The organism is Haloferax gibbonsii ATCC 33959, assembly GCF_000336775.1.
GTDB classification, from domain to species: Archaea; Halobacteriota; Halobacteria; order Halobacteriales; family Haloferacaceae; genus Haloferax; species Haloferax gibbonsii.
Genome location: NZ_AOLJ01000022.1, coordinates 262,048 through 286,445 on the forward strand (window position 1 = coordinate 262,048; position 24,398 = coordinate 286,445).

Genomic DNA, 24,398 nt, shown 5'->3' on the forward strand with positions numbered 1-24,398 from the left:
AACCTGAAATCCCGCGCGAACCCTTTTATCCCGTCCCGCGTGAAGGTCTCTCAATGATTACGGTCGAGAACCTGCGGAAGACCTACGGCGACTTCCCCGCCGTCGTGGGAAGCGATTTCTCGGTCGAGTCGGGCGAGGTGTTCGGCATCGTCGGCCCCAACGGCGCGGGGAAGACGACGACGCTGAAGATGCTCGCCGGGCTCGTCGAACCGACCGGCGGGTCGGCGTCGGTGCTCGGATACGACCCCGAGGAGCCGGCGATGCGGCGCAAACTCGGCTTTCTCCCCGAGGAGTCACCGCTGTACGAGGACATGACCGCGCGGTCGTACCTCCGATTCTTCGCCGACCTCTACGACGTGCCCCGCGACGTGGCCGACGAGCGAACCGGCGCGGTGCTCGACCGCCTCGACCTCGAATACCGCGACCGCCGGCTCGGCGACATGTCGAAGGGGATGAAGCGCAAGGTCGCCATCGCCCGGTCGCTCGTCAACGACCCCGACCTGCTCATCTACGACGAACCGGCCAGCGGCCTCGACCCCCTGACGACGAACGTCGTCTTGGAGTTCGTCCGCGAGCTCCGCGACGAGGACAAGACCGTCGTCTTCAGCGCGCACAACCTCTTTCACGTCGAGTCCATCTGCGACCGCGTGGTCATCATGAACCGCGGCGAAATCATCGCCCGCGGGACGGTCCCCGAGATTCGCGCGGAACACGGCGAGACGACCTACCGCGTCTTCACGACCGTGCCGCTCCCGGAGACCCTGCCCGCGGACGACGAGGTCGGAGGCGAAGGCGAGGAGCGCCACGTCGCCGTCGTCGACGAGATGGCGGCCGTCGAGTCGCTCCGCGAGGCGGCCGAGGCCGCCGGCGGCCGCGTCGCCGACATCCGAACCGACGAGGCGTCGCTGGAGGACATCTTCCTCCGACTCGCCCGCGAAGCGCCGACGACGAGCGAGGCCGAGGGCGGTCGCGGACGGGCCGCTGGCGGGGAGGGCGTCGCCGGTGAGCACGGACAGCGCGCCCCCGGAGGTAACGGGCAGTCGTGACCGACCTCCGAACGCGACTGGTCGCACACGCCCGGACCGTTCTCCGAATCGCCCGCTGGGAGGTGTCGCGCTCGGCGGGGACGCTCGACCGCCGGACCGCCGTTATCGGACTGGTCGCCGTCCTCGTCGCCGGCGGCATCGCGGCCGGGGCGGCCGGCGGCGGGGTCGCGCTCGACCGCGACCTCTACCGCGTCGGCATCGCCGGCGACAGTCCCTACTACGACGCCGTGGACCAGTCGTCCACGCTCGACCCGCGACCCGTCTCGGACCCGAACGTCGAACTCGTCGTCAGCGAGACGCACATCTCGGTCGCGGACACGCAGACCGGTCGGGCCGCCTACAGCGCGTTCCGCGACGCGGTCCAGTCGTACAACGAGCGACAGATGGCCCGCGAGGAGAACCAGTCCGCGGCGTTCCCGGTCGTCGTCGACCTCCAGTACCGCGAGCGCGCCGCGCTCGTCCCGGCCGGAAGCCGCGTCGACGGCGGCGCAGGTGGGAGCGGTGACGCCGGTACCGGCGGCGGGGGCGGAACCGACGCCGGAACCGGAAGCGGAACCACCGACGGCGACACCGCGGGTGACTCGGCCGCCGACGGACCCGACGCTTCGGACGCCGCCGCGGCCGACGACGGCGGCGTCGACGCCCCGTCGTTCGGCGGGATGGCGAGCCTCTTCGGCGGCGACACCAGCGGGTCGCCGGCGAGCATCAGCCCGCCGTTCCCCTTCGCCTCGCTCGTCCTCGCATTCGCCTTCCTCGTGCCGATGAACTTCGTGATTCAGGCCTACGGGTCGAGCATCCTCAACGAGCGCATCAACCGCCGCGGCGAACTGCTCCTCGTCGCGCCCATCTCGCCGGGCGACATCGTCGCCGGCAAGACGCTCCCGTACCTGCTCGGCACGGTCGCGATAACTATCGCCATCGCGGCCGCGGTCGGCGGCGGCGTCGTCTCGGTGGCGGCGGTCGTCCCCATCGGCCTCCTGTTTCTCGCGTCGACGTTCGTCGGCGCGATGTTCGCCCGCTCGTTCAAGGAACTCACGTTCGTCACGGTGACGGTGTCGGTGTTCCTGACGACGTACACGTTCGTCCCGGCCATCTTCACGAACGTCACGCCCATCGCGCTCATCTCGCCGCTGACGCTCGTCGTCCGCGACCTCGCCGGCGAGTCGATTCCGCTCGGCGAGTTCCTGTTTTCGGTCGGGCCGATTCTCCTCGCCGCGGGCGTGCTGTTCCTCCTCGGCGTCGGCGTCTACCGCGAGGAGGACATGTTCACCCAGCGGCCGGTCCCGCTGAAGTTCCTCGACGCGCTCGACAGTCGCATCTCGCGGGCGCGCTCCGTGGCGACCCTCTCGGCGCTGTCGATTCCGTTCGTCTTCATCGCCGAACTGCTGGCCATCGCGGTGCTGTTCGTCCTCCCGGTGGACCTGACCGTCCCGATGATTCTCCTCGCGGTCGCGGTCATCGAGGAGTTGGCCAAGAGCCTCCACGTCCTCGCCGCCTTCGAGAAGGCGCGCTTTTCCCGGACGCTCCGGTCGTCGCTCGTCCTCGGCGGGCTCTCGGGACTCGGCTTTTTCGTCGGCGAGAAGTTCACCGCCATCGCCCAACTCGCCGGGTTGCAGTCGCTCACGCTCGGGCAGACCGCCTTCGCGCCCTCCGGCGTCGGTATCGGCGACGGGACCGGCGTGAGCGCCCTCGTCGTGCTCGGCCTGTTCCTCGCGCCGCTGGCGCTCCACGCGGTGACCGCCAGCGTGACCGCCTTCGGGGCGAGTCGGGGGCGCTCGGCCTACGGGGTCGCGCTCGCGGGCGCAATCGCGATTCACCTCGTCTACAACCTCCAGGTGGTGAGCGCCCTTGGGTAGCCCGCGACTCGCCATCGCCCGGCGCGAACTCGGCAGTCTCCGCAAGGAAAAGACCATCGTGCTGGCGCTGGCCATCCAGCTGTTCGTCGCGGCGTTCTCGTCGTTCCTCGTCGTCGGGCTCGTCTCGCTGTACGACCCCGGCGCGGCGAGCTATCAGGTCGACGTGGCCGTCACGGGCGACGAGGAGGCCGTCGAGGACCTGCTTCGCGCCGTCGGGACGGAAGACGGACTCAGCGGGCGGCCGTACTCGTCCACGTCGGCCGCGATGACGGCGTTCCAAGAACGGCAGGTCGATGCCGTCTTAGCGGCGTCTACGGGCGAGGACGGCAGGATACGAGTCGCGGCGGTCGCGCCCGACACGGGCGTGGAGACGACGGCGGTCGTCACCCGCCTCCGCGACGCGCTCCGCGAACTGGAGCGCAACGAACGCGCGGAGCGGAGCGCGTTCCTCGCCACGGACCCGCTGTCACTCCCGCCGGCGGCGGATTCGAGCCCGTACTTCGGCTTCACCTACACGGTGCTCGTCCCGCTGTTGCTGTTCCTGCCCGTGTTCATCTCCGGGTCGCTGGTGGTCGACTCGCTCACGGAGGAGGTGGCCCGCGGGACGCTCGAACTCCTGCGGGTCGCGCCCGTGAGCTTCGCGGCCGTCGTCGACGGAAAGCTCCTCGCGGCCGGCGGGCTGGCACCCGTGCAGGCGGTGGCGTGGATGCTCCTCCTCCAACTGAACGGGTCGACCATCGAGAGCGTCCCGTGGCTGTTCGGCATGGTCGCCGGGCTCTCGGCCGTCGTCGTCACGCTCGGCGCGGCGGTGGCGATTACCTCGCCCGACCGCCGGGTCGCCCAACTCCTGTACTCCATCGGCGTGCTCCTCGTCTTCGCGGGCACGTCGCTCCTTCCATTGAGCCCCGCGAACACGGCCGCGCGGCTGGCGCTCGGGACGGCGGGGGTCGGCGCGAAAGTCGCCGTCGCGGGGCTCGTCTTCGTCGGCGTCGTCGCGCTCGTCGGCCTCCGGTTCGTCGTCGACCGGGTGGACCCGAACGAACTCGGCTGAGGCCCCGTCTCTCAGTTCCGCGCTCGGCGTTCCCGCCCGCCCTCCCTGTGACACCGCACCGGAAGTCGTACAAGCCCCGAGTCCGAGAGGCGACACATGGCACTCGGAGGCACCGCGAAGAAGCTCCAGAAGGTCGCAGAGATGGCCGAAGACGTGTACAAGAAGCTCAACGAACTGCGCGAGCAGGTCGTCGAGGTCCGCGAGACGGTCAACGAGACGAAGTCGCGCGTCGACCGACTCGAAGCCGAGAACGCCGAACAGCGGGCGATTCTCGAAGCCATCGCGGAGGAACAGGGCGTCGACCTCGACGCCGCAATCGCGCAGGCGCACATCTCCGAAGCCGAGGAAGGCTCGGCCGGAGACGACACCGAGGCGACCGCCGACGCGTCCGACGCCGATGCCGACGCATCGAGCGACACCACCGACGAAGCGTAATCCGACCGCCCCTCCGTCTCTCTCCGTTCTCTTTCGACATCCCGTCCCCGCCGCAGCCCCGCCGCCAGTCCCGAAGACGACGCTTTGTTTTCGACCGGCGTCAGTCGCTCCGGCCGCGAGTCGCCCGCCGACGAGGGGACGAACCGGGATGAAAACGTTCAGGGCCAGGGGCAACTTTTGCCCACGTATGACCACGCACCGCGACCCCCTCGACTCGGTGCTCGACGCCGTCGGCGAGACGCCGCTCGTCAGAGTCCACGCGTCGCCCGACGAGGTGCCCGTCTACGCGAAGCTCGAATCGTTCAACCCGGGCGCGAGCGTCAAGGACCGCATCGGGACGTACATGCTCGAACGGATGCTCGAATCGGGCGCACTCCCCGAGGGCGGCACCATCGTCGAGCCGACCGCCGGCAACACCGGCATCGGCTTCGCCGTCGCGGCCGGACAGCTCGGCATCCGCGCGGTGTTCGTCGTCCCCGAGCGGTTCAGCGTGGAAAAACAGACGCTCATGCGCGCGCTCGGTGCCGACGTGGTGAACACGCCCACCGAAGACGGGATGGGCGGCGCTATCGACCGCGCGCACAAGCTCGCCGACGAACTCGACGACGCCGTCGTCCCCCAGCAGTTCTCAAACCCGCTCAACCCCGAGGCGCACTACGAGACGACCGCGCCCGAGATTTACGACGCCCTCGACGGCGAGGTCGGCGCGCTCGTCGCCGGCTGCGGCACCGCGGGCACGCTCATGGGGATGGCGCGGTACGGCCGTGAGCACCACGAGGACACGTTCGTCACCGCGGTGGAACCCGAGGGCTCGCTCTACGCCCGGCTCCACGGCCGCGACGTGGCGGAGGCGTCGTACAAGACCGAGGGCATCGGGACGCACGACCCCGCGACGAACGAGCTGTTCGACCCCGAGCTGGTGGACGAAATCGTCCAAATCGCCGACCGCGACACCCACGACGAGATGCAGCGCCTCGCCGCCGAGGAGGGCCACCTCGTCGCGTCGAGCGCCGCCGCCAACTCGCTGGCCGCCGTCGACGTGGCCGAGCGCGCCGCCGCCGGCGACCTCGACCTCCCGTACGACGCCGTCGTCACCGTCTTCCCCGACTCCTCGGAGCGATACCTCTCGAAGGGCGTCTACGGCGACTTCGAGTCGTGGGAAGGGTGAAAACGGCGGTTCAGCGGCCGTCTCAGGCCGACTCGTCGCTCCGCCGTCCGCTCAGGCGAGCCGCGAGTGTTCGACCTTGAAGCACTTGTCCTGGACGAACGAGAGCCCCGCCTCCTCGGCGCGGGCGGCCGCGTCGTCGTCGCTGATGCCGAGTTGGAGCCAGACGGCCGCCACGTCGCCGCGGGCGTCGGCGCGCTCGATCGCGGCATCGACGATGTCGCCCGCTTCCTCGGACGGCCGGAACACGTCCACGAGGTCGATTTTCTCGTCCACGTCGGCGAGCGAGTCGTACGCCGTCTCGCCGAGGATTTCGTCGTGGAAGGGGTTGACCGGAACGACGCGGTAGCCGTGGCGCTGCATGTACGCCGGGACGTCGTGGGCGGGCTTGCCGGGCGTGGCCGAACAGCCGACGACCGCGATGGTCTCGGCGTCGAACAGCCCGCGGATGTCGTCGTCGCTGGTGATGGGCATACCTACGACGTGACCGGCTGCGGATAAAAATCTCGGGCGGCTGTGCGGCGCGGCCGCCGTCCCAGTCCGGAATCGGGGATACGACTTAGTGGTCCGCGATGCGGATGTCCGGCGGCGCGTCCTCGTGAGTCGTGATGATGCCGTCGAAGAGCTGTTTGATGGTGTTCATCGTCCGGTCGTCGTGGGCGTCGGCGTCGATGGTGAACAGGCCGAGGCCGCCGACGCTCTGGATGCGGCCGGTGAACACGTGGAGGAACCGGAAGACGGTCTGGAGGTCGGCGTACATCAGGAGCGTCGACAGCGAGTGGAGCATGATGCGGTTCTCCGGCAGACCGCGGTCCTGGTAGTACTCCTGGAGAATCTCCGAGAGCTTGATTCCGATTCCGGTCATGTCGACCGGCGACGACGTGTATCGGATTCGCTCGTCGTCGCGGACCTCGCCGACGCCCTGCTGTTTCGTGACGCAGTCGACGACCGCGACGGGTTTGCCCTCGTAGTCGAGTCGCTTGCCGAAGTCGTTGAGGATGCGGTCCGCGCCGTCTTTGGTCGTGACGATAACCGCGCCCTCGCCGTTTCGGGTGCCCTCGGCGAGGATGTCGAGCGCCAGCGAGCGCTTGCCGGTCAGCGGCGGCCCGACGAGAAGGAGGTTCGTGCCCGGTTCGACCTCGACGTCGAGGTCAGCGCCTAGCTTATACATGCGGGTACCTCGGTTCGACGGTATCGACTCCGAGGAACGCAATCGCGTGACGCTTCCGCTCGCCGAGGGTCATCGGATAGTACGACCATGCGGTGAGCCGGTAATATTCTTTTTGATTGGCGGATAGAACGCTCCCCGCTCGTCGGCGCGTTCCCCGGAATCCGACCGATTGTTCGTCCGCATACATTTATATGGTTCCTCCAGTCTGCGCCGTCGCCCGTCCGACGATGAAGGCGAACGCCGCTAAAAACATCCCGTATTTGAGTCGGCGCTGCGCCGCGGCCGGGTCGGCGAACGACCGAACCGCGGCCGCGAGCATGACCGCGTCGGCGGGGGCGACGATTCCGAGGTACGCCAGCCCGAACCCGCCCCAGACGAACGGCACCGCGCTCGCGGCGACGGCCACGACCAAGACGACCGCGCCGAGCCACAACGACGCCTTCTCGCCGACGACGATGGGAAGCGTCCGCAGTCCCTCTTCCCTGTCGCCGCCGATGTCCTCCACGTCTTTGACGATTTCGCGGGTCAGCGTCGCCAGCGCGGCGAGTACACAGAGGACGACCGCGCCCAACGGCTCGCCGATGGCCGCGCCGCCGAAGAGGAACGTCGAGCCGGTGAGTGCGGCGACGACGACGTTGCCGACACCCGGGAGACCCTTGAAGAACTCCGTGTACGCGAGGAGCGCGACGAGGTTGACGACGGCGATGGCGATGGCGACGACCGGGAGGACGAACGCCGAGACGACCGCCCCGCCGAACAGCGCGACGCTGAACCACTTCGCCTCGGTCGCGGTCACCGCGCCGCGCGGAATCGGCCGGTCGGGGCGGTTGATGCGGTCGATATCGCGGTCGAAGTAGTCGTTGATGGCGTTGCCCGCGCCCGTGGCGAACACGGTGGCGAGCATCGCCGCGACGACGACGAGCGCGTCGCTCGGGGACGCCCCGGCGACGAACGCCCCGGTGAACGTGAGGACGCCGGCGGCGACGGCGTTTCCCGGTCGGGTGAGTTCGGCGAACCCGCGCGCTCGCGTACCGAGAGACATACCCCGTACTGTTCGGAGGTCGGGTATAAATCGCGCGGAGTCGCCGCCTCGAATCAATCCATTTAAAACAATCCACGACAGACGAAGTCATGTAGGGCGCTTAGCTCAGTCTGGACAGAGTGCTTGGCTTCGGACCAAGTTGCCGTGGGTTCAAATCCTGCAGCGCCCATCCAAAATTTAGGGCCTTCGAGGCCGAAATTAAAAAGCCGCGAGACGGCTCTACGCCGTCGATATCGGCCAAATCGGCGTTTTCTCAAAATCACCGAGAAAATTATTCCCTCAGCTCCCATGCAACGGGTCGCCGCTGTCGGGCGAAATTAGAAGCCAAGAGGGGTGCATGGTAGATGTCTCACGTTCGTCGCGAGAGACATCTATGGCGGTACGTCCGCTACGTCTGCGGCAGCTGCAAAGCCTGGTGTCTCGTCGACCACGCTGAGCGCGCCGCGAAGATGCGCGAGTGCAAAGACTGCGCGCGCATCCCCGCCATCGAGGACGAGATTCGGGACCACCGACTCACCTCGCTCCTGTGGGCGCACCAACTGGCTGCAGAAACCACCGCAAGGACCGGAACAGCGGAGGGCGGGTCCCAGTCCGCCCGAAGCGGCCGGAAGCAGGGGCTTGCCCCTGACCCGGAAGCCGGTCCGCACGAGGCCCGCGGCCGCGGGCCTCGAACGAGTGGCGGTAAGGCCCAGTGCCGTCTGAGCGATTTCATCCGCACAGACGGGGGTTCGCGTGAGTAACGCGGGCACCCGCGCCCCCGGCGCTCATGACTTACCAGCGGCGCGTGCGGTCTCTCGGGGAGATAGATGAGCGTCGGAAAACGCTCATCGTCCGAAATCGCCGGCGTGTGGGACTCTCGGCTCCGCCCAGACCGATGTAAAGATACCTACCTCGTGGATTACCTGGGCGACCTCGGCCTGCTGGCCTACGGGTACGACCCGGCAGACCCGGACGACGACCTCGAACTCCGCGGGCGCGACCGGGACCGCGTACGGCTGGTAAAGCGTATCTCGACCTCACCAGAGGGGATTTACCTGCCGACGCTCGTCTCTGAGTGCGTCAAGGGTCAGTACATCGGGCAATGCGAACGGTTCGACGGGAGCGACCCGGACTACCAGTTCGTCTACCGGTTCCTGAACGACCTCGACGGGCACGACCCCCAGCTCATCGAAAAACGCCAGTCTGACGGCATGACGATGGTCACCCCGACAATTCGCCTACTTGACTTGATATCAGAAGGCATTACTCAAACAACCAGGGAACGCGACGACCTGCTGTACGACCGGCATTTCTGCGAAAACTACCTGAGGACCGCGAATGAGGTCGATGACTGGGGTCGGGACCTGCTGGAAGACTCTTTACATCGGTATCTGAAGCGCATCGAGAACTACCAACTGCTGTTCGACGTCCACTTCTGCGGGCGACGTGGCGGCGACACCACCCGCCGGATGACGAAACAGTACAACACCCGCTTCAACTCCCAGGGACGGCTCCGAAAGACGTGGGCGCGCTACAACAGCGCGCTCGAGCACGCGTACGAGGAGTACGATAACGCCGTCTTGATGACGCTGACGACGGACCCCGGCACGTTCGACGACCCAACTCGACCAGACCCGCGCTCGCTGTACGACGGTATCTCGTCGATAAACCCGAACTTCAATCGGCTCCTCTCGTACTTCGATTCCGATCCGTCGACGAAAGACGACACCAGGAAGGATGGCGTACCCAGCTGGACATCGGCGCTCGACGGCAAGGTGACCGGGCGACCTCGCTACCGGCCACCGTATCTGAAAGCCCTGGAGTTCACCGAGAAGGGCTACGCGCACCTGCACGTGCTGATGTTCGACGTTCCGACCCGCGAGAGCGACGGGATGCCGTTCCTGATAGACAAAGCGGAGCTGGAACGGAAATGGAAGGACTACGGTCAGGGCCAAATTGTCGACCTCTACCCGCTCGTGTTTCGGGACGACCTCGACGACGTTGGGAACTTCGGCACCAAAACGCTCGTCGATGACGACGGCGACCAGTTCGAAGTACCGGTCTCGAAAGGATTCGTGGACTGGTACCGCTACGGCGACCACGACCACAGCGAGGAGTGGATAGCGAAGAATGCGCGGTCTCACGACCTCATCGAGTTCTACGACGACGAGAGCGGCGAGGATAGCGACGAACAGATGCAAAGCCGAACGGCTGGCGCGTACCTCGGAAAGTACCTCTCGGCCACCTTCGGCTCCCTGCTCGAAGCCTCCGAGTCGTTCGAGGACGCGAAAGAGTCGGATTCGTACGCAGACAAGGCGGCGACGTGGAAACTCGGTCTCTACTGGGCGACCGGTAGGCGATTCTGGTCCATCTCGCGAGACATCGAGAAAGCGATAGAAAGGCCCGAACACCTACAGNGAAACTCGGTCTCTACTGGGCGACCGGTAGGCGATTCTGGTCCATCTCGCGAGACATCGAGAAAGCGATAGAAAGGCCCGAACACCTACAGGACCCGGATGTTCGGCACGCCGTTCGGGAATTCTCTATCGACTCTCTACATCTCGCGTGCGATGGCGCGACAGTCGATGACCTCGACCTCGACGACGTTGTGACTCCAGGCGTAGAATCGACGCTCCCGGAGAGTGCCGACTTCTACTGCCACATCGACTACCTGGGCTGCTACGCCTACTGGGACATGCCGACAGCTGACGCGACGGCTGCCAACCTCGAACACGTCGAAGACTACGTTGCGTCGGGAGGTCAGCCCGAATACCCCGATGTTGGCGGAGAGAAACCCCCACCGGTTGCCGACGTGTGGGGCTGACGTAGGCACCTACCCTGTCCGGTGATTCCACTTTCACCCGGTTGGTAGGTACGGCTAGTACCTACTAACAAAATATCTAGGTGTAATGGCGTCTGAACCAATGTCGTTCGACGACTTCGAAGAAACGCAAGTTGAGGACGACTACGACGACGGAGTAGAGGAAATCAAGTTCGAAGTGGACGAGCCGGTCATCGGCGTTATCGTCGACATCGACCGCGACGTGGGACCGAACGAAAACGACGTGATTCACCTCGCCCGCGGCGGCGACCTCGGCGACCGGGTGAAGTTCTGGTCGAACGGCCAGATTCGCCGGACCATCGACAAGAAGGGCCTCTCGAACGGGAGCTGGCTCGCGGTCAAGAAGACCGCCGAGACGCGGACGTACGAACTCGAGAACGACGACGGCTCGACGGAAGAACGCGAGTACCACGTGTTCGACGTGAGGGGCGAGTGATGGCGTCGCGCTACTCGCAGGGTCTCAGCGGCCTCGCGTCGGACTACGCGATGCTGCGGACCATCCCGGCGCTGTTGTCGGTCGTGTTCGTCGCGACCGGCCTGTACGCCTTCGGCGGTATCTCCGACATCACCATCACGTGGCTGTCGAACTACACGCTGACGAGCGAGCACGCGACGCTCGGCGGGATTCTCGTGTACGCTGTTGCGTTCATGTCCAGCGAGACGAAGTCGCTCGAGCACTACGAGCCGTGGGAAATGGCGTTCATCGTGGCGTCGCCCGCTGTCATCCTCGGCTGGCAGTACGTGACCGAACTGAAAGACCTCCTGCTCGGACTGGGCGACCCGCTGGGCGCGCAAGTCGCGTTCCTGATTACGGTCGTCGGCTGGGCGGTCGCCGTGAGGTAACCAGACCATGACCCTTCCTTTCGGCCTCACCAGACTCGAAGCGACTGCGACGCTCGGCTACCTCGCCGCGTGTCTCGGTGCAGCTGCGTTCATCATCACCGGAGGCCTTTGATGCGCGAGTTCGCTCGACGTGGATTCGCGTTCATCTTCGCGTTCCTGCTAGTCACGACCGCGGCGACCGGCCCGGTCGCTGCGGCCTCGACGACGGTCACCGTCGACTACGAGCACTGCGGACCGACTGACCTGCTCGAACAGACGTTTTCGATGTTGCTCGGTGGTGACAAGGAGGCCTGCTTGCAGGGCGGTGTCTCCTACGACGACCTCGAAAACATCACGTCGACCGACGGCTACGCGGCCGGTCTCGCGGTTGATGACTCTGTGGAGTCGTTCAACACGACGCTCGAAAACCGCCTACAGGACACCCGAACGGTCGCCTACTCGAAGGCGAAGATTCAGGTCGTCAACGACATCAACAACGGGACCGCTGAAACGCTCGCCAAAGAGCGCGCGAACGAGACGGTGACGGCGTATTACGCTCAAATTGAGCGCAATATCATCCGTGACTGGAACGCGAAAATGTCGGAACTGGAGTACCTGAACCAGACGGAAACGAACCTCACGTTCCACGAACCGGGAGACAGTATTGAGTACCAAGTTCCCGGCGAGTACGCGAAGAACGCTGACGGGTTCCAGACGGGCGTTCACCAGATGAACTACACGCTCGTTAACGGGACGAACGTCACAATGAAATTCTGGCTCCACCCGCACAACGAGTACGGGGACGGGACCGACGCGAACGCTGCAGTCGGGCTCTTGCCGAAGACCTCGCTCGCGCCGGACCTGTACGCCTACTCGAACGAGCTTCACGGCTGGTCGACCGGTGGTGACTACTACTCTGCGAGTGACGGTCTTGCCGTTCAGTCGCCGTCGACCTCTAACTACACTGGTGTTCTGTACGGTGCCGACTACACCGGCCTGCTCGAAGACCTCGACACCCAACAACAGCAGGTGCAGGCGAACATGGCGCAGGTTGTCGAAGGCTACTACGCTCAGTACACCGCTGGCGATATCGACTCGACGGACCTCGCTCGCCTCGACCCGTCGACTATCGGAGCGGAAGCGTCGACCGAGTTCAACACGACCGGCTACTACTCGTACGCGGCTGTGCAGCTCGCGTCGATTGGCTACTCGGGCGACCTCAACTCCTCGCACACCATCGCGGTCGAAGGACAGAACGGGACGACCATCGTCAACGGGACGATGTTCTACACCGGCGAGGACGCCCCCGCTGGCTGGGACACCGGCTCGACCTACCAGTTCGCGGACTACAACGGGACGTTCTACTTCGCGTACCAGAACGCGAACGACAGCGGGATTTACGACCTCTCGGAGTACGGTGAGAACTTCACTATCGTCGAAGCGTTCAACGTCCAGACCGGCGAGGCCGTCAACACGACCTCGTCCCAGCAGTACGTCTACGAGGACACGAACGCGACCGCGCTCCAGTCGCAACTCGACCAACTGCTTGAACTCCGAGAGTGGTTCGAGCAAGAGGCTGGAACCGCGGGGTCGACCGACGGCGGTCGAAACCCGGCTGGAGGACTGAACACGCAAGTTATCGGCGGCGCGCTGCTGGTCGGCGCGGCGGCGGTGCTGCTCATCCAGCGGGAGGGTAACAAGTAGGATGTTCGTCTTCCTGCTGAAGCAGCTCCCCATCGGGCTCATCCTCGGTGTGGTCATCATCGCCGCTGGGCTCCAGTTCATCGGCGTCGACCTCATCGGGATGGGCTCGGACCTGCTGCTCGACCTGCTCGGCGTGCCCGACTGGTCGGGCGACTGGCTCGGGTCGCTGCTGTAACGCTCGCCAACCTCCCTGCCCCACCCCTACCCGTATGACTCGAATGCACACCATCATACTCGTCAGTTGCATCGCTCTGCTGCTCCCCCTGCCCGGCTCAGTCGTCGCTCAGGAGACCGCGACCGCGTCTGCTCCGACAGAGACGACGACAGCCGCGGCTCCGACCACGGCTTCGGAGTCGTCGAACGAGAACGAGACGACGTACTTCGGCGACGTGGCCGGCGACCCGCTGCTGCGCATCGTCGACGCTGAATACCGCGATGGCACCGCCATCATCACGCTCGAAGCGGACGCCCCGCGGCTGGTGACGGTGACCGCGCCGACCGGCTCGACCTCCGCCGGCGTCGCCTCGGGGAACATCGTCCGTCGCTCCGTTCCGAAAGGACGCTCGACGATTCGCGTCGCGTCGCCCGAACCGCGGGTGACGCTGACGACCTCGACCAGCATCAGAAACGAACAGTACACGGAAATCCGGTTCGAGGACGGCTCGGCGCTCATCGCCGGCCCGTTCACCGGGACGGACGTGCGAGACGCGGCTATCGGCGGCGCGTTCGGCACGTCGTTCGGTGCGCTCCTGATAATCGTCCGGCGGCGCTTCGGCCTTCACCGTGGCATGGAGCGTGTCGCATGAGCGACGACGCCGAAAGCGGAGCTGCGCCTCAGCGGGAAACCCCGGAGGAACCAGAGATGGGCGCGGCCTCGACGACGGTCGCGCCGGACCGCGACGCGGGACGGCTCGTCACGGCGTTCGTGTGGGTGATGCGCTACGGCGTTCACCTCGCCGTGGCTGGCTCGCTGCTGCTCGTGGGTCTCGTGCTCGTCTTCGACGTGCACGTGCCTCGCTCGCTCCAAATCATCGGCCTCACGGCTGGCCTCTCGGCGGTCATCGCCGGGCGCTGGGTCGGCGGGCAGGCCGTCGACCTGATGGGCGGTCCACAGATGATGTGGCTCGTTGACCTCGACCTGCTCGACCGAGACGGCGCGGGTGTCTACACCTGCCCGACGCCGCGGTGGTCCGAGTGGACAGTCGTCGACGGCCAACTGTGGTGGGCGACGCCGAACCTCGCGTTCGGCCGCGGCGTCGACCTCGACGCACGGGAAGTCGCCGGGACGTGGGTCGGCTCGCTGCCGGACCCGGTGCTGGCGCGGGCGCTCGAATACCTCCGGTACAATCGCAAGCAGTTGGAACCGAAGGCCCGGAAGGGCGAATCGCTCGAAATCAACTCCTTCGCTATCGTCCGAGCGGCGGCGGTCAAGACCGTGAAACACGTCGTGCGGACGTTCGAGAAAGGCGCGCTGCCGGACGACGGCGACGCGCTGCACGCAGAGATTGATAGCGTGCTCGAAGACTTCGGCCTGGACGGCTCGGATTCCATCTTCGACGAGGACCCGACCGAGTGGGCACCAGGTGACGGCGACCCGGCACCCGACCCGCTGGCCGACCTCGACCAGCGACGGAAGCAACACGCGGCCAACGGTGAATCAGAATGAGACTCGAACTCGAACTTTCGACGCGCGAACAGTACATAATCGCCCTCTCGCTGTCGGTTGGCATCGTCGCTGGCCTGTGGTTCGGTATCCTGATGATACCGCCGCGGGCGCTCGACGTGCCGATGCGCTTCCTCGACGACGGCGCGGTGGCGGCGTCGTACTACCCAGTGACGAACACGCACCTGTTCATCTCGGCGGCGCTGCCGCTGGCGACCGCGTACCTCGTGCGGAACCACGCGCGGGACGACGAGACGGACGAACTCACGCCTGACCGCTCCGACGGTGACGGAGATGGGCGCGACTCCGCTCACGACCTCGACGGCAGTTCGACCCGTGAGTTCGGCCCGCATCCCCTCGACGGAGGTGAATCCGCGTGACTGACCCGGACACTACCGCTGAGTGCGACTACTGCGGACGGCCGATGTTCCCCCGGAACCCCACGGCGAAGGGACACCTCTGCCGGCGTTGCCTCCATGACATTCAGGTGGGTGACCGGCTGTGACCGACGAACGCCTGCTGACGGCGGCGAAGTTGTACGAACAGGTGCGCGGGCGCATCGACGGCGACCACCGGCTGCTCGACCACGCGGGACTACCGGTCTCGAAGGGCGACCACGCGAACCTGTCGTTCCTGAACTCGCTCGACCTCACCGAGGACGACGAGCTGGCCGACTCGTTCGCCGAGACCTCGCTGGGCAGGCTCGTCGATTCGTCGCTGCGGACCCAAGCCGCGACCCGCGCGGTGCAGTCGTCGCACGCGACCGCGCTCTCGTACCTCGTCGGCGTGACCCAACAAGACCTCGACGCCAGTTCGCTGACGCTGCCGCTTCGGCTCGTCGACGAGCTCGAAAACGGCGGTGGTCTCACGACCATCACTGGTGCGGGGAACCCGAACACGGGGAAGACGAACACGATGTTCCTGCTGAACGGCGACCTCGCGCGGGCGCACTTCGGCGACGACCTGCTGGTCATCTCGAACGTGGGGACGTGGGACGGCGCGGACATCGTGGTGCGGTCGATGTACGACCTGATGGACGTGCTGCTGATCCACCGCGAACGACCGAAGACCGTCACCATCGACGAAGGCTCGACGCACTTCGACGCCCGGACGTTTAGCCGCGAAGTGGCCTCTCAATGGACGCCCGCGATTAAGCGGTTCTCGAAGCTCGGCGTCGAGTCCGTCGGCGTGGTGAGTCACACGGGGAAGGACGTGCATCCCGAACAGAAACGGCTCTCGACGCTGTCGTTCTACAAAGAGGCGCAGGACGAAGTGACGTTCTACCGCGACTGGGACGCCGATTCAGACTCGCCCGCTGGTGAGTTGTTCGGCGGCTCGCTCGTGAACCTCGAACCGACGTTAGAGAAGTACGACCCGGACGACGCCGCGCCGTGGGCGTGGAACCTACCGAGTGATCTGTTCCAGGAACAGTTTGAGGACTGGACAGAGTTCCACGAGTTACTAAGCGAGAGTCACACAGAATGTTGATGCCAACTGTATAGATAGTCGAGATACTCTTCGGGGGGAGGACTGCGTTGTACTACTATTTCGGGACTGTGACGTGTTCACCAACCTGAGCCGTCCGTTACTTTCTTCGCCCGGAGCAACGACTCTGTTGCTAAATGACTGAATACGACGAGGATTTGATTCCGTCACATACTCTTGAATCGAACGGCTGTGAGTGGTCGTATGAAAAGTTTGACTCACGAACTCACCAGTGGACCCGCCCGTTAGACGAAGAGGAGATCGACTGGGATGTTTCAAACGTTGACCTCGTCGGAACCGACATCCCCGTTCGCGTCGTCAGTCTCGAACTCCACGACAAGTGGACGGTACAAGTATTGGAGACCTCAGGACCAGATCACCACCGGCCTGGGTTCACAGAGACAATTTCGTCCGAGTTCGTCTTCTCTACAGACGATCTTCGAGAGGCAGTAGAGACTGTCGAAGAATTTGTCACACGTCTGTCCTAGACCTGGTTTGTATTATCCTGATCAATGCCACTTGTCGGCAGAGATTCTACGACTTTTTTGTATAGGTGGTTTCATACCCTCAAAATGAGAGTCGACGGCTTCCATAATTATCGAGTGGGTAGTCGTGGAAGCTCTGCGAGTGGTTCATATAATTTGCAATAGTATCTTCCAACGACTGCACCAAGCACTCGATGGACGAACACTGGTTGGGAAAGTCACCAGCTAGACAGTGCCGGTTGATGTACTAAATCGTGGAATTTAGTAGTTTGTTTCACTCATCCAAGTGAACTAATGCAACGTTCTCTGGGTCTATATCTTTGATGAACCTCAGTAACCGCTGTACAGCGGATGGATTTTGCTCGATGTTTGCGAAGAAATGGATCATTCCTTGCACAGCTGTATTCTGCTTGTGGTAGTCCCAACGTTCTAATTCAGCTTCCAGAATCTCGTCTGTGACTACCCTAACGTTGGAGTCTTCAAGATCTTTGATCGCTTCTTCGGTGACCTCTTTACACATTGCGATTGTAATCGCAGTCGAATTTTCAGCTAACTCTTTGATTGTCCCGAGTTCACGGTCCACGTTTGAGAGGTCGATTTTCTTATCTTTGACCTCGATGGACAGCATTGGATCCGGGCCAACGTATCCATCAATGTCACCATACCTGTGCTGTCTAGATGAACCGACCCGGAGCTTGTCTGCTCGTATCGAAAGATGGGGCCATTCTGCCTTCACATACCCGTATGCCATGGCTTGATATGCAGAACCTGCTTGTTCGTTATCGTCCTTCCTCTCATAATTTTTAAGAATATTTGAAAAGGGTTGAGGGAACGGGGGATCACGGGACTCAAAGCTCTTCGCGTCCAACCGAGCGAGTCCTAAGTCTATCAGACGTTCTACTGCTTCGTATCGTCCTCGCCGAGAGAGCCGAAAACTTGTGACCAGCATTTCGTCGTAGCTCTCCCAGTCTCCTGTGTGGTGTCCCGGCGATGAGGGGAAGTTTGTTCTTTTCAAATCGGACCTAAAGAGATCTATGACCTTGTTGTGTACCGGTCGAATCCCAACCTGCTCATTTTCAATCAGAAACGTGAGTGTTTTTGTGTCTTTTGTGTCAAACCTCTCTAATATATCTGATTTGTTGATCTCGGGATTGAACCCAGACACCCACGTATCATATTGAGCCAACTGCTCTGCAACCAATAAAAAGTCAAGAGCGATACCCAACTTCCCGGTATTGCTACCTATGTCTTTTGAGACATCTTCTACGAGCGCGTTGATATATCCCTGCTCATCGTCTTGGATTTGCTGGGGATTGTGGCTGTAGTCTTGTTTAAAATATGAATAGACGAAATCGTCGATAGCATCTTGTTCGCCTGATGTGTTTTTCTCGGACATTCGTTCTAGCTTAAATGCGAGACCTAGCCAAATAATAAAATTTAGCATAGTCTTGCTGATGCATTTTATATGGGGATCAGTCTCGTTAGTGTACTCACGCCTTTTAGAGGAAATTGTTAAGTCCCGCCTGCGTTCACTCTATAAATAGATGGGGAGCGCAGACCTAACCTATGTCGATCTCTTTGCGGGAGCCGGTGGTCTCTCAACCGGGCTTGAGAGGGCTGGCTTCGAGTTAATACACGCAATAGATATTGACCAGGATGCGAGTGCAACATTCGCAAACAACAGAGAAGGTTGGTCCCCCGAAGAGATTATCGGCGATATTCGTGAGGTCGACAAGTCAGAGATTCATGATACGGTTGGTCGCAATTCAGTAGATCTCGTTGCAGGAGGTCCACCATGTCAGGGATTCTCTGAGGTCGTTAGTCCAGATGGCTCTGACGAGCGAAATCACCTATTTGTCAATTTCATAGACTGGGTTGACGAACTTGAACCACAAGCTGCTCTCTTTGAGAATGTCCGTGGAATTCAGAATACTGCCGAGGGAAAGTTCCTTGATGCGGTTAATGACTCGTTCGCAAACATTGGGTATAACGTCACACATCGAGTAGTTACCTCGTCTGATTTCGGTGTCCCCCAACATCGCCGTAGAGTTGTACTCTTAGCAACTAAGGACTCTCTCAAGCACCAACCGCTAGGCGGTTTCGAGCTGAACCCTGTCAAAACGCCCGGTGTTATTGACGGGATCGGTGACCTACCAGAGGTTGGGCCTGGTGAGGAGATCACCGAATACGACCAATCTCCCCAAACCGTTCTACAAAACGATCTCCGTGGCGATTCAGATGAACTGACTGCGCACCAAGCAGCTCGCCACGACGCCGACATGGTTGAGATGATCTCTCATATTCCTGATGGGGGGAACAGAACTGCGATTCCCGATGAGTTACAGCCGTCCTCTGGCTACCACAATTCGTACTCACGTCTGAAGTCTGATGAACCCGCAGTTGCAATCACACGGAATATGTCGAAGCCGTCGAGCGCACGTTGCATCCACCCGTTCCAGCACCGTGGACTGACTCCGCGGGAGGGCGCACGGCTACAGACGTTCCCTGATTCGTATCGGTTCGAAGGGGGGTTAGTTTCTACCCGCAAACAGATTGGTAATGCAGTACCACCGTATCTAGCCGAAGCACTAGGCTACTATCTCAAGCAAGCAGTCTACCACGAGGACCTTACTGATGCGAACCGAGAGAGAATCCAGATTCTGAGGAGTGGTTCTCTCTCGTTGGAACAGTTTAAAGAAAAAAGATCGGAGATCGGTGGTATCGAGCAACAGGCGACGCTCGACTCAATGAAGTTCTAACTGACCTTTTCTAAGAGATCCACTTGATACGAGTTACGCGATAGAGGGTCGTCATCGGCTAGTTCATTTGTTAGTCTCTGAGAAAGATTCAATTCCCTACCATTTCCTCTACTAACCAGTGTACCGTTATACCCCGGACGAAATCGACTACGAACGCGCCAACCACCAAGCGAAAGTCCAGGACCGAAAGAACCTCGACGTAAAGCGAATCGGAAACCTTGGAGAACTCGCGTTCGAACAGTTCTGCCGCGAATACCTCCCTGTCGAGCTGTGGGAGTGGAAGAACGAAGAAGCGATGCGACGATGCAACCCTGAAAGTTTCTCGTCGTACGACTTCGAAGTGTTCGGCTACGAGGTCGACGTGAAGACCTCGCGCGACGTGTCTGCGTTCCTCCCCGAAACCCTCCTCGACAACGACCCGGATGACGACATCATCGTGATGGTCTGGCATCGAGACAACGAAGACAGTCTCATCCTGCTCGGCTGGGAGCGCACCGAGACGCTGAAATCAAAAGCGGCCTCGCAAGAGAAGTATTCCGGCGAGGAACCGGAGAAACTGGATCACCTCGCGGCCCGGCCGATGAACGAGCTCATCGACCTCGGTCCGAACACGGCGTACATGAATCAGAAGCCGAAGAATCCGTTCTCTCCGGGTGATCGAGTGAAAAAGAAGGGCGACAAGGACGCGTCAGTTGCGATTGTCGTGGAGGTGCTGCCGCCGGAACAGAACACCGGCGCATACGGTGTGCAGATGGAAGGCGAAGCAGTCAGCGTTGCGTTCCCGTCCAGCCTCGACGAAGGCCCAGGGAACTGGGAAACGATTCACCCGGCGCTGTATGCGTCGTACTGCTACGACCAGAACATCAGGCTCTACACGTACAAACACTCGAATCTGGAGTTTGCTGGAGAAGAGTAGCCCCCGACTTTGAACCGACGTTAGAGACGTACGACCCGGACGACGCCACGCCGTGGGCGTGGAACCTGCCGAGTGATCTGTTCAGGAGCAGTTCAAGAGCTGGGAAGAATTCCATGAACTGTTGAAGTCGAATTCGTGACACCCATGGATTCCAATTCTAAATAAATAGCTCATTCTCCTTTTTCCTCACGATATATTCTCCAATTGTGTTTATCTCTTTCCCATCCTTGTATATCTCTTCAATTTCATTTATCTCTTTTTCTTGTTCCTCGGATATATCTCCTTCTTCCAATCTATTATGAATCTCATCAAACTCCCAACCCTTCCTAATTCCTTCTTTACAAATCTCCTCAAACTCTTCTTTCTCTTCGTGATAATCTTCACCAGCGAATATTTTTCCAATAATTAGCTGTAGAAGTCCCTCGGCCTCACGTGAACGACTGTCTGCTTTTTCGATGGCTGTTCTTGCATTCTTGAGGCCATCCTCAATATCACCAGACAATATCTGTGCTTCGGCAAGGTTTGCATAATTCATGTGTTCATCTTCGTTTAGTTCGATTAATTTATGTATGTCATCTATCGCTCTGTTATAATATCCTGCTCTTGAACGAGAGAGTGCTCTCCCCTGGAGAATATTGTAGATCTCTGCATTATCTTCACCTTCTAAATCAATACTATTTACATCTGAAGGTAAGCCTAGCTCTTTTAATGCACTAGTGAGATCTCCGATCGATCTGTCATAGTTTCCTTTTTGTCGATAGATTGTTGCTCTCTTTTTGAGAAATTCAACTATCTCATCTCCACTCTCAATAGCTTCATCAAGCAATTCTATGGCATTATCATGTTCATCTCTTCGAATGTATTCCGAAGCTAAGAGATGGACATCATTTCCACCCACTTGGAGGATCCCCTCTCGTAATTGTTTAGCCCTATTTTCTGCTTTCGATCGAACATCAACAGGCGTAGGAACGTTCAAATCATCTAACTCTTCATATAATTTATAAAAAAAGTCTTGTGAAGACTCGATTTCGATGAGGAACGTGTTTTCTTTCTTAAGAAGGCTTTGTGCTTGTTCTGAGAGATTCTCCTTATCCATCGTACACCAGAACAGCCCATAATCTGGGATTTTTGTATTGTCTGAATCTAGAACCGACATAATGGATTGATCTCTTCCAGAATATCCAAGAACTATCAATCCATATTCATTTAATGTTGTTTTTAGAACGTTGTGGATGTTCTGTTCAAGTTCCGACGTTTCATTTGCTGTATTTTTAAGATTGTCATAGAGGTAGTCACCATGAAGTTTGACAACCATCGGATCTTCATGTGTTATTCTAAACTGTGGTGCTATTGCGTTGTGATCAACTAAGAACGGTCTCTTTTCGTGATATAGATAGAAAGAATCGTAGATCAAATCATCGAAATTCGGTGTTAATGTTATTGGAACGTATTGCTCCTTCATCAACGAAGACAGAACAATATGTTCAAAAGTAGGATCTGCATCCTTCACTAACTCTTTAATGAACTTTCTCCTCTCTTCCCTTGTCGTATACCTTTGTTCAAACCAGAACCCGTATCTGTTCTGGTCCTCTGGAATGTCTGATTCAACCTCTTCTATCCATTCTCCTTTATTCTCATCTGGATCTGTTTTTGAATACTCTTCTGTGGCCCATTGCTCTATTAATTCTGAAGATGTCTTGATTCCCGCTGCTTTCGAACTCCCTGCTCCCATCAGGAAAGAATAATTTCCTTTGCATCGTTTAATCGACCGAGCCAACTTCTCAATAGACTTTATTGATATCTCGTCTGGGAAATCATCCGTCATCGATATTCACTTGGACATTATGATATGATATATACATATATTGTTATCGATACAAACTATTCTAGCGACGGTCCACAATTGAATAAATTGTCATACCACCCATCCACCCGCCCCCTTTACGGGTAAGGGTGGTGGGTGCTTACTCCTCGTCGTCAAGTTCTGACGCGTCGAAATCGCCAGAAAGGTACTCGCTTCCTCGGTCTGCGATTTCGTAGTAGCCTCGCTCAACGCGCGTGACAAAACCCTGCTCAACGAGAACAGATAAGCGTCTGTTGACCTCTGATCGGGATTTGTCGATGTTCTTCGCGATGACCGCCGGGGAGAGAATCATCCCAGATGTATCAAGAGCTTCCAAGATTCTCTCGTCGATTGGCATCTGCATCCATTCTCCCGGCTTGCGCATACCAAATGCTCAGAATCAAGCTTCTTACACTTGCCTATGTGAGTGAATAATTAGATTAATTGATGCTGTGAGATACACTAATTAGTGAGAATATTTTTGTACTCATGCTGTGAGTGGATGGTCAACGGAAGCTACACGCGACGCTGACTGTCGTTCAGTCGGCGTCAGAAGCGGACCCAGCGCTGCCACGCTGGCCCGCGGTGGCTCCCGTAATCAGGATACGGAAGCATGTTTGCCTACACGACTCGGGCTATTGAAGCCCCACGACAGACGGCTGTTGACAGACTGACAAAATTAGGTTTCACTTTCGCTCAAACGTACACTTTCACTCCGCGGCTATGGCTCAGGACTTTAAGTAGACATCTCGAATGGATTACCCGGCTGACGGTCCCTTTCGAGGGCGCTCACCCTACCAAAGTTAGCGCCCTCGACCCGGACCGCGGCCTCACAATGGAAGCCATGATTGAGTTAACGCACCCCGGTTGTAAGCGTAGCGNCCCTACCAAAGTTAGCGCCCTCGACCCGGACCGCGGCCTCACAATGGAAGCCATGATTGAGTTAACGCACCCCGGTTGTAAGCGTAGCGAATGGGCCGGAAGTGAATCCGGTTCGGAGGTGATTCGATGAGCAAGAGACTCGAATCGCTCGAACCTGCTCGCGCGGTCCGAATGTACCTGGAGGCCCGCCAGGACGAACTCGCGGACTGGACGTTGAAGTCCCACAAGTACCGACTCCGCGCGTTCGTCGAGTGGTGCGAAGAAGCGGGCGTCGACGACCTGACCGAGCTCGACGGCCGGGACCTCTACGAGTTCCGCGTCTGGAGACGCGAAGGGAACTTCGGCGCGGAGGACGGCGAGACGCCGGAGGAGATCGCGCCGGTCACGCTCAAATCACAGCTCACTACGCTTCGGGCGTTCCTCCGGTTCGCGGCGAACATCCACGCGGTTCCCGAGGACTTCTACGAGCGGGTGCCGCTGCCGAAGCTGTCCGGGACGGACGACGTGAGTGATTCGACGCTCGAACCGGACCGCGCGACTGACATCCTCGAATACCTCCACCGCTACCACTACGCTTCCCGGCGACACGTCGAATTCGCGTTGCTGTGGGAGACGGGCGCGCGGATGGGCGCGATTCGAGGGCTCGACCTTCGCGACCTCGACCTCGACAGCCGGACGCCGGTCGTCCAGTACAAGCACCGGCCCGACCAGGGCACGCCCATCAAGAACGGCGAGAAAGGAGAGCGGTTCAACTCGGTGTCTGACCGGGTGGGCACGATGCTACAGGCGTACATCGACGGCCCACGCGTCGACGCGACCGACGAGTTCGGTCGGAAGCCGCTGCTGACGACTTCTCACGGACGGGTGTCGGCGAGTACGATTCGGCAGGACGTGTACGTGGTCACTCGCCCGTGCTGGCTGAACCAGGGCTGCCCGCACAATCGAGACATCGAGACGTGCGAGGCGGTGGAGCTGAATCACGTCAGTACGTGTCCGTCTTCTCGGTCTCCGCACGACGTTCGGAAGGGCGTGGTTACGCTCTATCGGCGGGAGGAAGTGCCGCGTCGGGTAGTGTCTGACCGCCTCGACGCGAGCGACTTGGTGCTCGATAAGCACTATGACCGCCGTGGAGAGCGTGAGCGGGCCGAACAGCGGCGGAATCACCTCCCGTGGTAGACCAATGAGTGTTCGACATATCCGAACGCGAGAGGTGGTTTATATACCCCGTTCACGGAACCCCTGCAGCGCCCAT

24 protein-coding genes, 1 tRNA gene and 1 pseudogene are annotated in these 24,398 nt (G+C 60.6%); 20 read left to right on the forward strand and 6 right to left on the reverse strand.

All coding sequences use genetic code 11. The annotated features are described in order from the left end of the window. Positions 1-53 precede the first annotated feature (53 nt). The 5 genes from C454_RS15170 to C454_RS15190 all read left to right on the forward strand — a co-directional run bounded on the left by C454_RS15170 (position 54) and on the right by C454_RS15190 (position 5,556). A complete protein-coding gene (locus C454_RS15170) occupies positions 54-1,046 on the forward strand; it encodes an ABC transporter ATP-binding protein (protein ID WP_004977067.1) in 993 nt (330 codons plus the stop codon). Next, positions 1,043-2,902, forward strand: coding sequence for an ABC transporter permease family protein (locus C454_RS15175; protein WP_004977068.1), 1,860 nt, complete (start codon positions 1,043-1,045; stop codon positions 2,900-2,902). The genes C454_RS15170 and C454_RS15175 overlap by 4 nt, the downstream gene beginning before the upstream one ends. After that, a complete protein-coding gene (locus C454_RS15180) occupies positions 2,895-3,953 on the forward strand; it encodes an ABC transporter permease (RefSeq protein WP_004977069.1) in 1,059 nt (352 codons plus the stop codon). The genes C454_RS15175 and C454_RS15180 overlap by 8 nt, the downstream gene beginning before the upstream one ends. Positions 3,954-4,049: 96 nt before the next feature. Then, on the forward strand, positions 4,050-4,388 hold the full coding sequence (locus C454_RS15185; RefSeq protein ID WP_004977070.1) for a DUF5798 family protein: 339 nt from the start codon (positions 4,050-4,052) through the stop codon (positions 4,386-4,388). Between the two features lie 187 nt (positions 4,389-4,575). Beyond that, complete coding sequence (locus C454_RS15190; protein WP_004977071.1) at positions 4,576-5,556, forward strand: PLP-dependent cysteine synthase family protein; 981 nt, start codon at positions 4,576-4,578, stop codon at positions 5,554-5,556. A gap of 51 nt (positions 5,557-5,607) precedes the next feature. Here the strand turns inward: C454_RS15190 and C454_RS15195 are convergent, their stop codons facing one another. The 3 genes from C454_RS15195 to C454_RS15205 all read right to left on the reverse strand — a co-directional run bounded on the left by C454_RS15195 (position 5,608) and on the right by C454_RS15205 (position 7,766). Further along, on the reverse strand, positions 5,608-6,027 hold the full coding sequence (locus C454_RS15195) for a CoA-binding protein (protein WP_004977072.1): 420 nt from the start codon (positions 6,025-6,027) through the stop codon (positions 5,608-5,610). Between the two features lie 85 nt (positions 6,028-6,112). Then, a complete protein-coding gene (locus C454_RS15200) occupies positions 6,113-6,724 on the reverse strand; it encodes an RAD55 family ATPase (RefSeq protein ID WP_004977073.1) in 612 nt (203 codons plus the stop codon). A gap of 187 nt (positions 6,725-6,911) precedes the next feature. Further along, on the reverse strand, positions 6,912-7,766 hold the full coding sequence (locus tag C454_RS15205) for a geranylgeranylglycerol-phosphate geranylgeranyltransferase (protein WP_004977074.1): 855 nt from the start codon (positions 7,764-7,766) through the stop codon (positions 6,912-6,914). A 94-nt stretch (positions 7,767-7,860) separates the two neighbouring features. Between C454_RS15205 and C454_RS15210 the strand changes: the two genes are divergently transcribed. From C454_RS15210 to C454_RS21060, 12 genes and pseudogenes are all read left to right on the forward strand, one after another. Beyond that, a tRNA-Arg gene (locus tag C454_RS15210) sits at positions 7,861-7,935 on the forward strand. 2,418 nt (positions 7,936-10,353) lie between these two features. Then, positions 10,354-10,569, forward strand: a complete 216-nt coding sequence (locus tag C454_RS21055; protein WP_004977077.1) for a hypothetical protein — start codon at positions 10,354-10,356, stop codon at positions 10,567-10,569. A gap of 100 nt (positions 10,570-10,669) precedes the next feature. Beyond that, positions 10,670-11,023, forward strand: a complete 354-nt coding sequence (locus tag C454_RS15225) for a hypothetical protein (protein ID WP_004977078.1) — start codon at positions 10,670-10,672, stop codon at positions 11,021-11,023. After that, the gene (locus C454_RS15230; RefSeq protein ID WP_004977079.1) at positions 11,023-11,430 is read left to right on the forward strand and encodes a hypothetical protein; all 408 of its coding nucleotides are present in this window, start codon (positions 11,023-11,025) and stop codon (positions 11,428-11,430) included. Before C454_RS15225 ends, C454_RS15230 begins: the two co-directional genes overlap by 1 nt. A gap of 111 nt (positions 11,431-11,541) precedes the next feature. Next, positions 11,542-13,113, forward strand: a complete 1,572-nt coding sequence (locus C454_RS20415; protein WP_004977080.1) for a hypothetical protein — start codon at positions 11,542-11,544, stop codon at positions 13,111-13,113. Position 13,114: 1 nt separating this feature from the next. Continuing rightward, a complete protein-coding gene (locus tag C454_RS20825) occupies positions 13,115-13,288 on the forward strand; it encodes a hypothetical protein (protein WP_004977081.1) in 174 nt (57 codons plus the stop codon). Between the two features lie 43 nt (positions 13,289-13,331). Continuing rightward, positions 13,332-13,919, forward strand: coding sequence for a hypothetical protein (locus tag C454_RS15240; RefSeq protein ID WP_004977082.1), 588 nt, complete (start codon positions 13,332-13,334; stop codon positions 13,917-13,919). Continuing rightward, complete coding sequence (locus C454_RS15245) at positions 13,916-14,779, forward strand: hypothetical protein (RefSeq protein ID WP_239639945.1); 864 nt, start codon at positions 13,916-13,918, stop codon at positions 14,777-14,779. Before C454_RS15240 ends, C454_RS15245 begins: the two co-directional genes overlap by 4 nt. Then, positions 14,776-15,156: a hypothetical protein gene (locus C454_RS15250; protein WP_004977084.1), complete on the forward strand. Its 381-nt coding sequence runs from the start codon at positions 14,776-14,778 to the stop codon at positions 15,154-15,156. The genes C454_RS15245 and C454_RS15250 overlap by 4 nt, the downstream gene beginning before the upstream one ends. Before the next feature lie 121 nt (positions 15,157-15,277). After that, a complete protein-coding gene (locus tag C454_RS15255; RefSeq protein WP_004977085.1) occupies positions 15,278-16,264 on the forward strand; it encodes a hypothetical protein in 987 nt (328 codons plus the stop codon). A gap of 134 nt (positions 16,265-16,398) precedes the next feature. Further along, on the forward strand, positions 16,399-16,749 hold the full coding sequence (locus tag C454_RS15260) for a hypothetical protein (protein WP_004977086.1): 351 nt from the start codon (positions 16,399-16,401) through the stop codon (positions 16,747-16,749). A 63-nt stretch (positions 16,750-16,812) separates the two neighbouring features. Further along, positions 16,813-16,975: pseudogene (locus tag C454_RS21060) on the forward strand (IS6 family transposase); the annotation flags it as partial. Between the two features lie 45 nt (positions 16,976-17,020). On the opposite strand, the gene C454_RS15265 reads toward C454_RS21060, so the two are convergent. Then, positions 17,021-18,142, reverse strand: a complete 1,122-nt coding sequence (locus C454_RS15265; RefSeq protein WP_081605241.1) for a restriction endonuclease, SacI family — start codon at positions 18,140-18,142, stop codon at positions 17,021-17,023. Between the two features lie 148 nt (positions 18,143-18,290). Between C454_RS15265 and C454_RS19960 the strand changes: the two genes are divergently transcribed. Continuing rightward, positions 18,291-19,505, forward strand: coding sequence for a DNA cytosine methyltransferase (locus C454_RS19960; RefSeq protein WP_004977088.1), 1,215 nt, complete (start codon positions 18,291-18,293; stop codon positions 19,503-19,505). 118 nt (positions 19,506-19,623) lie between these two features. Next, entirely contained in the window at positions 19,624-20,421 is a 798-nt protein-coding gene (locus C454_RS15275) for a hypothetical protein (protein ID WP_004977089.1), read from the forward strand. 157 nt (positions 20,422-20,578) lie between these two features. On the opposite strand, the gene C454_RS19965 is transcribed toward C454_RS15275, so the two are convergent. Both C454_RS19965 and C454_RS15285 read right to left on the reverse strand, forming a co-directional pair. Further along, positions 20,579-22,246 (reverse strand): SIR2 family protein, encoded by a 1,668-nt coding sequence (locus C454_RS19965; RefSeq protein ID WP_081605242.1) that lies wholly within the window; start codon positions 22,244-22,246, stop codon positions 20,579-20,581. 139 nt (positions 22,247-22,385) lie between these two features. Next, entirely contained in the window at positions 22,386-22,649 is a 264-nt protein-coding gene (locus C454_RS15285) for a winged helix-turn-helix domain-containing protein (RefSeq protein WP_004977091.1), read from the reverse strand. Between the two features lie 623 nt (positions 22,650-23,272). Here C454_RS15285 and C454_RS15290 point away from each other — a divergent pair. After that, positions 23,273-24,322 carry a tyrosine-type recombinase/integrase gene (locus C454_RS15290; protein ID WP_004977092.1) on the forward strand — a complete coding sequence of 350 codons (1,050 nt, stop codon included), beginning with the start codon at positions 23,273-23,275 and terminating at the stop codon, positions 24,320-24,322. The last annotated feature ends 76 nt before the right edge of the window (positions 24,323-24,398 follow it).

Bases quoted from the DNA above. Each gene is read 5' to 3' on its own strand.
- C454_RS15225 (WP_004977078.1), top strand. From the start codon at position 10,670: ATGTCGTTCGACGACTTCGAAGAAACGCAAGTTGAGGACGACTACGAC.
- C454_RS19965 (WP_081605242.1), bottom strand. From the start codon at position 22,246: ATGACGGATGATTTCCCAGACGAGATATCAATAAAGTCTATTGAGAAG.
- C454_RS20415 (WP_004977080.1), top strand. From the start codon at position 11,542: ATGCGCGAGTTCGCTCGACGTGGATTCGCGTTCATCTTCGCGTTCCTG.
- C454_RS15260 (WP_004977086.1), top strand. From the start codon at position 16,399: ATGACTGAATACGACGAGGATTTGATTCCGTCACATACTCTTGAATCG.
- C454_RS15285 (WP_004977091.1), bottom strand. From the start codon at position 22,649: ATGCGCAAGCCGGGAGAATGGATGCAGATGCCAATCGACGAGAGAATC.
- C454_RS15205 (WP_004977074.1), bottom strand. From the start codon at position 7,766: ATGTCTCTCGGTACGCGAGCGCGCGGGTTCGCCGAACTCACCCGACCG.
- C454_RS15290 (WP_004977092.1), top strand. From the start codon at position 23,273: ATGAGCAAGAGACTCGAATCGCTCGAACCTGCTCGCGCGGTCCGAATG.
- C454_RS15190 (WP_004977071.1), top strand. From the start codon at position 4,576: ATGACCACGCACCGCGACCCCCTCGACTCGGTGCTCGACGCCGTCGGC.
- C454_RS15265 (WP_081605241.1), bottom strand. From the start codon at position 18,142: ATGTCCGAGAAAAACACATCAGGCGAACAAGATGCTATCGACGATTTC.
- C454_RS19960 (WP_004977088.1), top strand. From the start codon at position 18,291: ATGGGGAGCGCAGACCTAACCTATGTCGATCTCTTTGCGGGAGCCGGT.
- C454_RS15195 (WP_004977072.1), bottom strand. From the start codon at position 6,027: ATGCCCATCACCAGCGACGACGACATCCGCGGGCTGTTCGACGCCGAG.
- C454_RS15230 (WP_004977079.1), top strand. From the start codon at position 11,023: ATGGCGTCGCGCTACTCGCAGGGTCTCAGCGGCCTCGCGTCGGACTAC.
- C454_RS15185 (WP_004977070.1), top strand. From the start codon at position 4,050: ATGGCACTCGGAGGCACCGCGAAGAAGCTCCAGAAGGTCGCAGAGATG.
- C454_RS15250 (WP_004977084.1), top strand. From the start codon at position 14,776: ATGAGACTCGAACTCGAACTTTCGACGCGCGAACAGTACATAATCGCC.
- C454_RS20825 (WP_004977081.1), top strand. From the start codon at position 13,115: ATGTTCGTCTTCCTGCTGAAGCAGCTCCCCATCGGGCTCATCCTCGGT.
- C454_RS15170 (WP_004977067.1), top strand. From the start codon at position 54: ATGATTACGGTCGAGAACCTGCGGAAGACCTACGGCGACTTCCCCGCC.
- C454_RS15245 (WP_239639945.1), top strand. From the start codon at position 13,916: ATGAGCGACGACGCCGAAAGCGGAGCTGCGCCTCAGCGGGAAACCCCG.
- C454_RS15240 (WP_004977082.1), top strand. From the start codon at position 13,332: ATGCACACCATCATACTCGTCAGTTGCATCGCTCTGCTGCTCCCCCTG.
- C454_RS15200 (WP_004977073.1), bottom strand. From the start codon at position 6,724: ATGTATAAGCTAGGCGCTGACCTCGACGTCGAGGTCGAACCGGGCACG.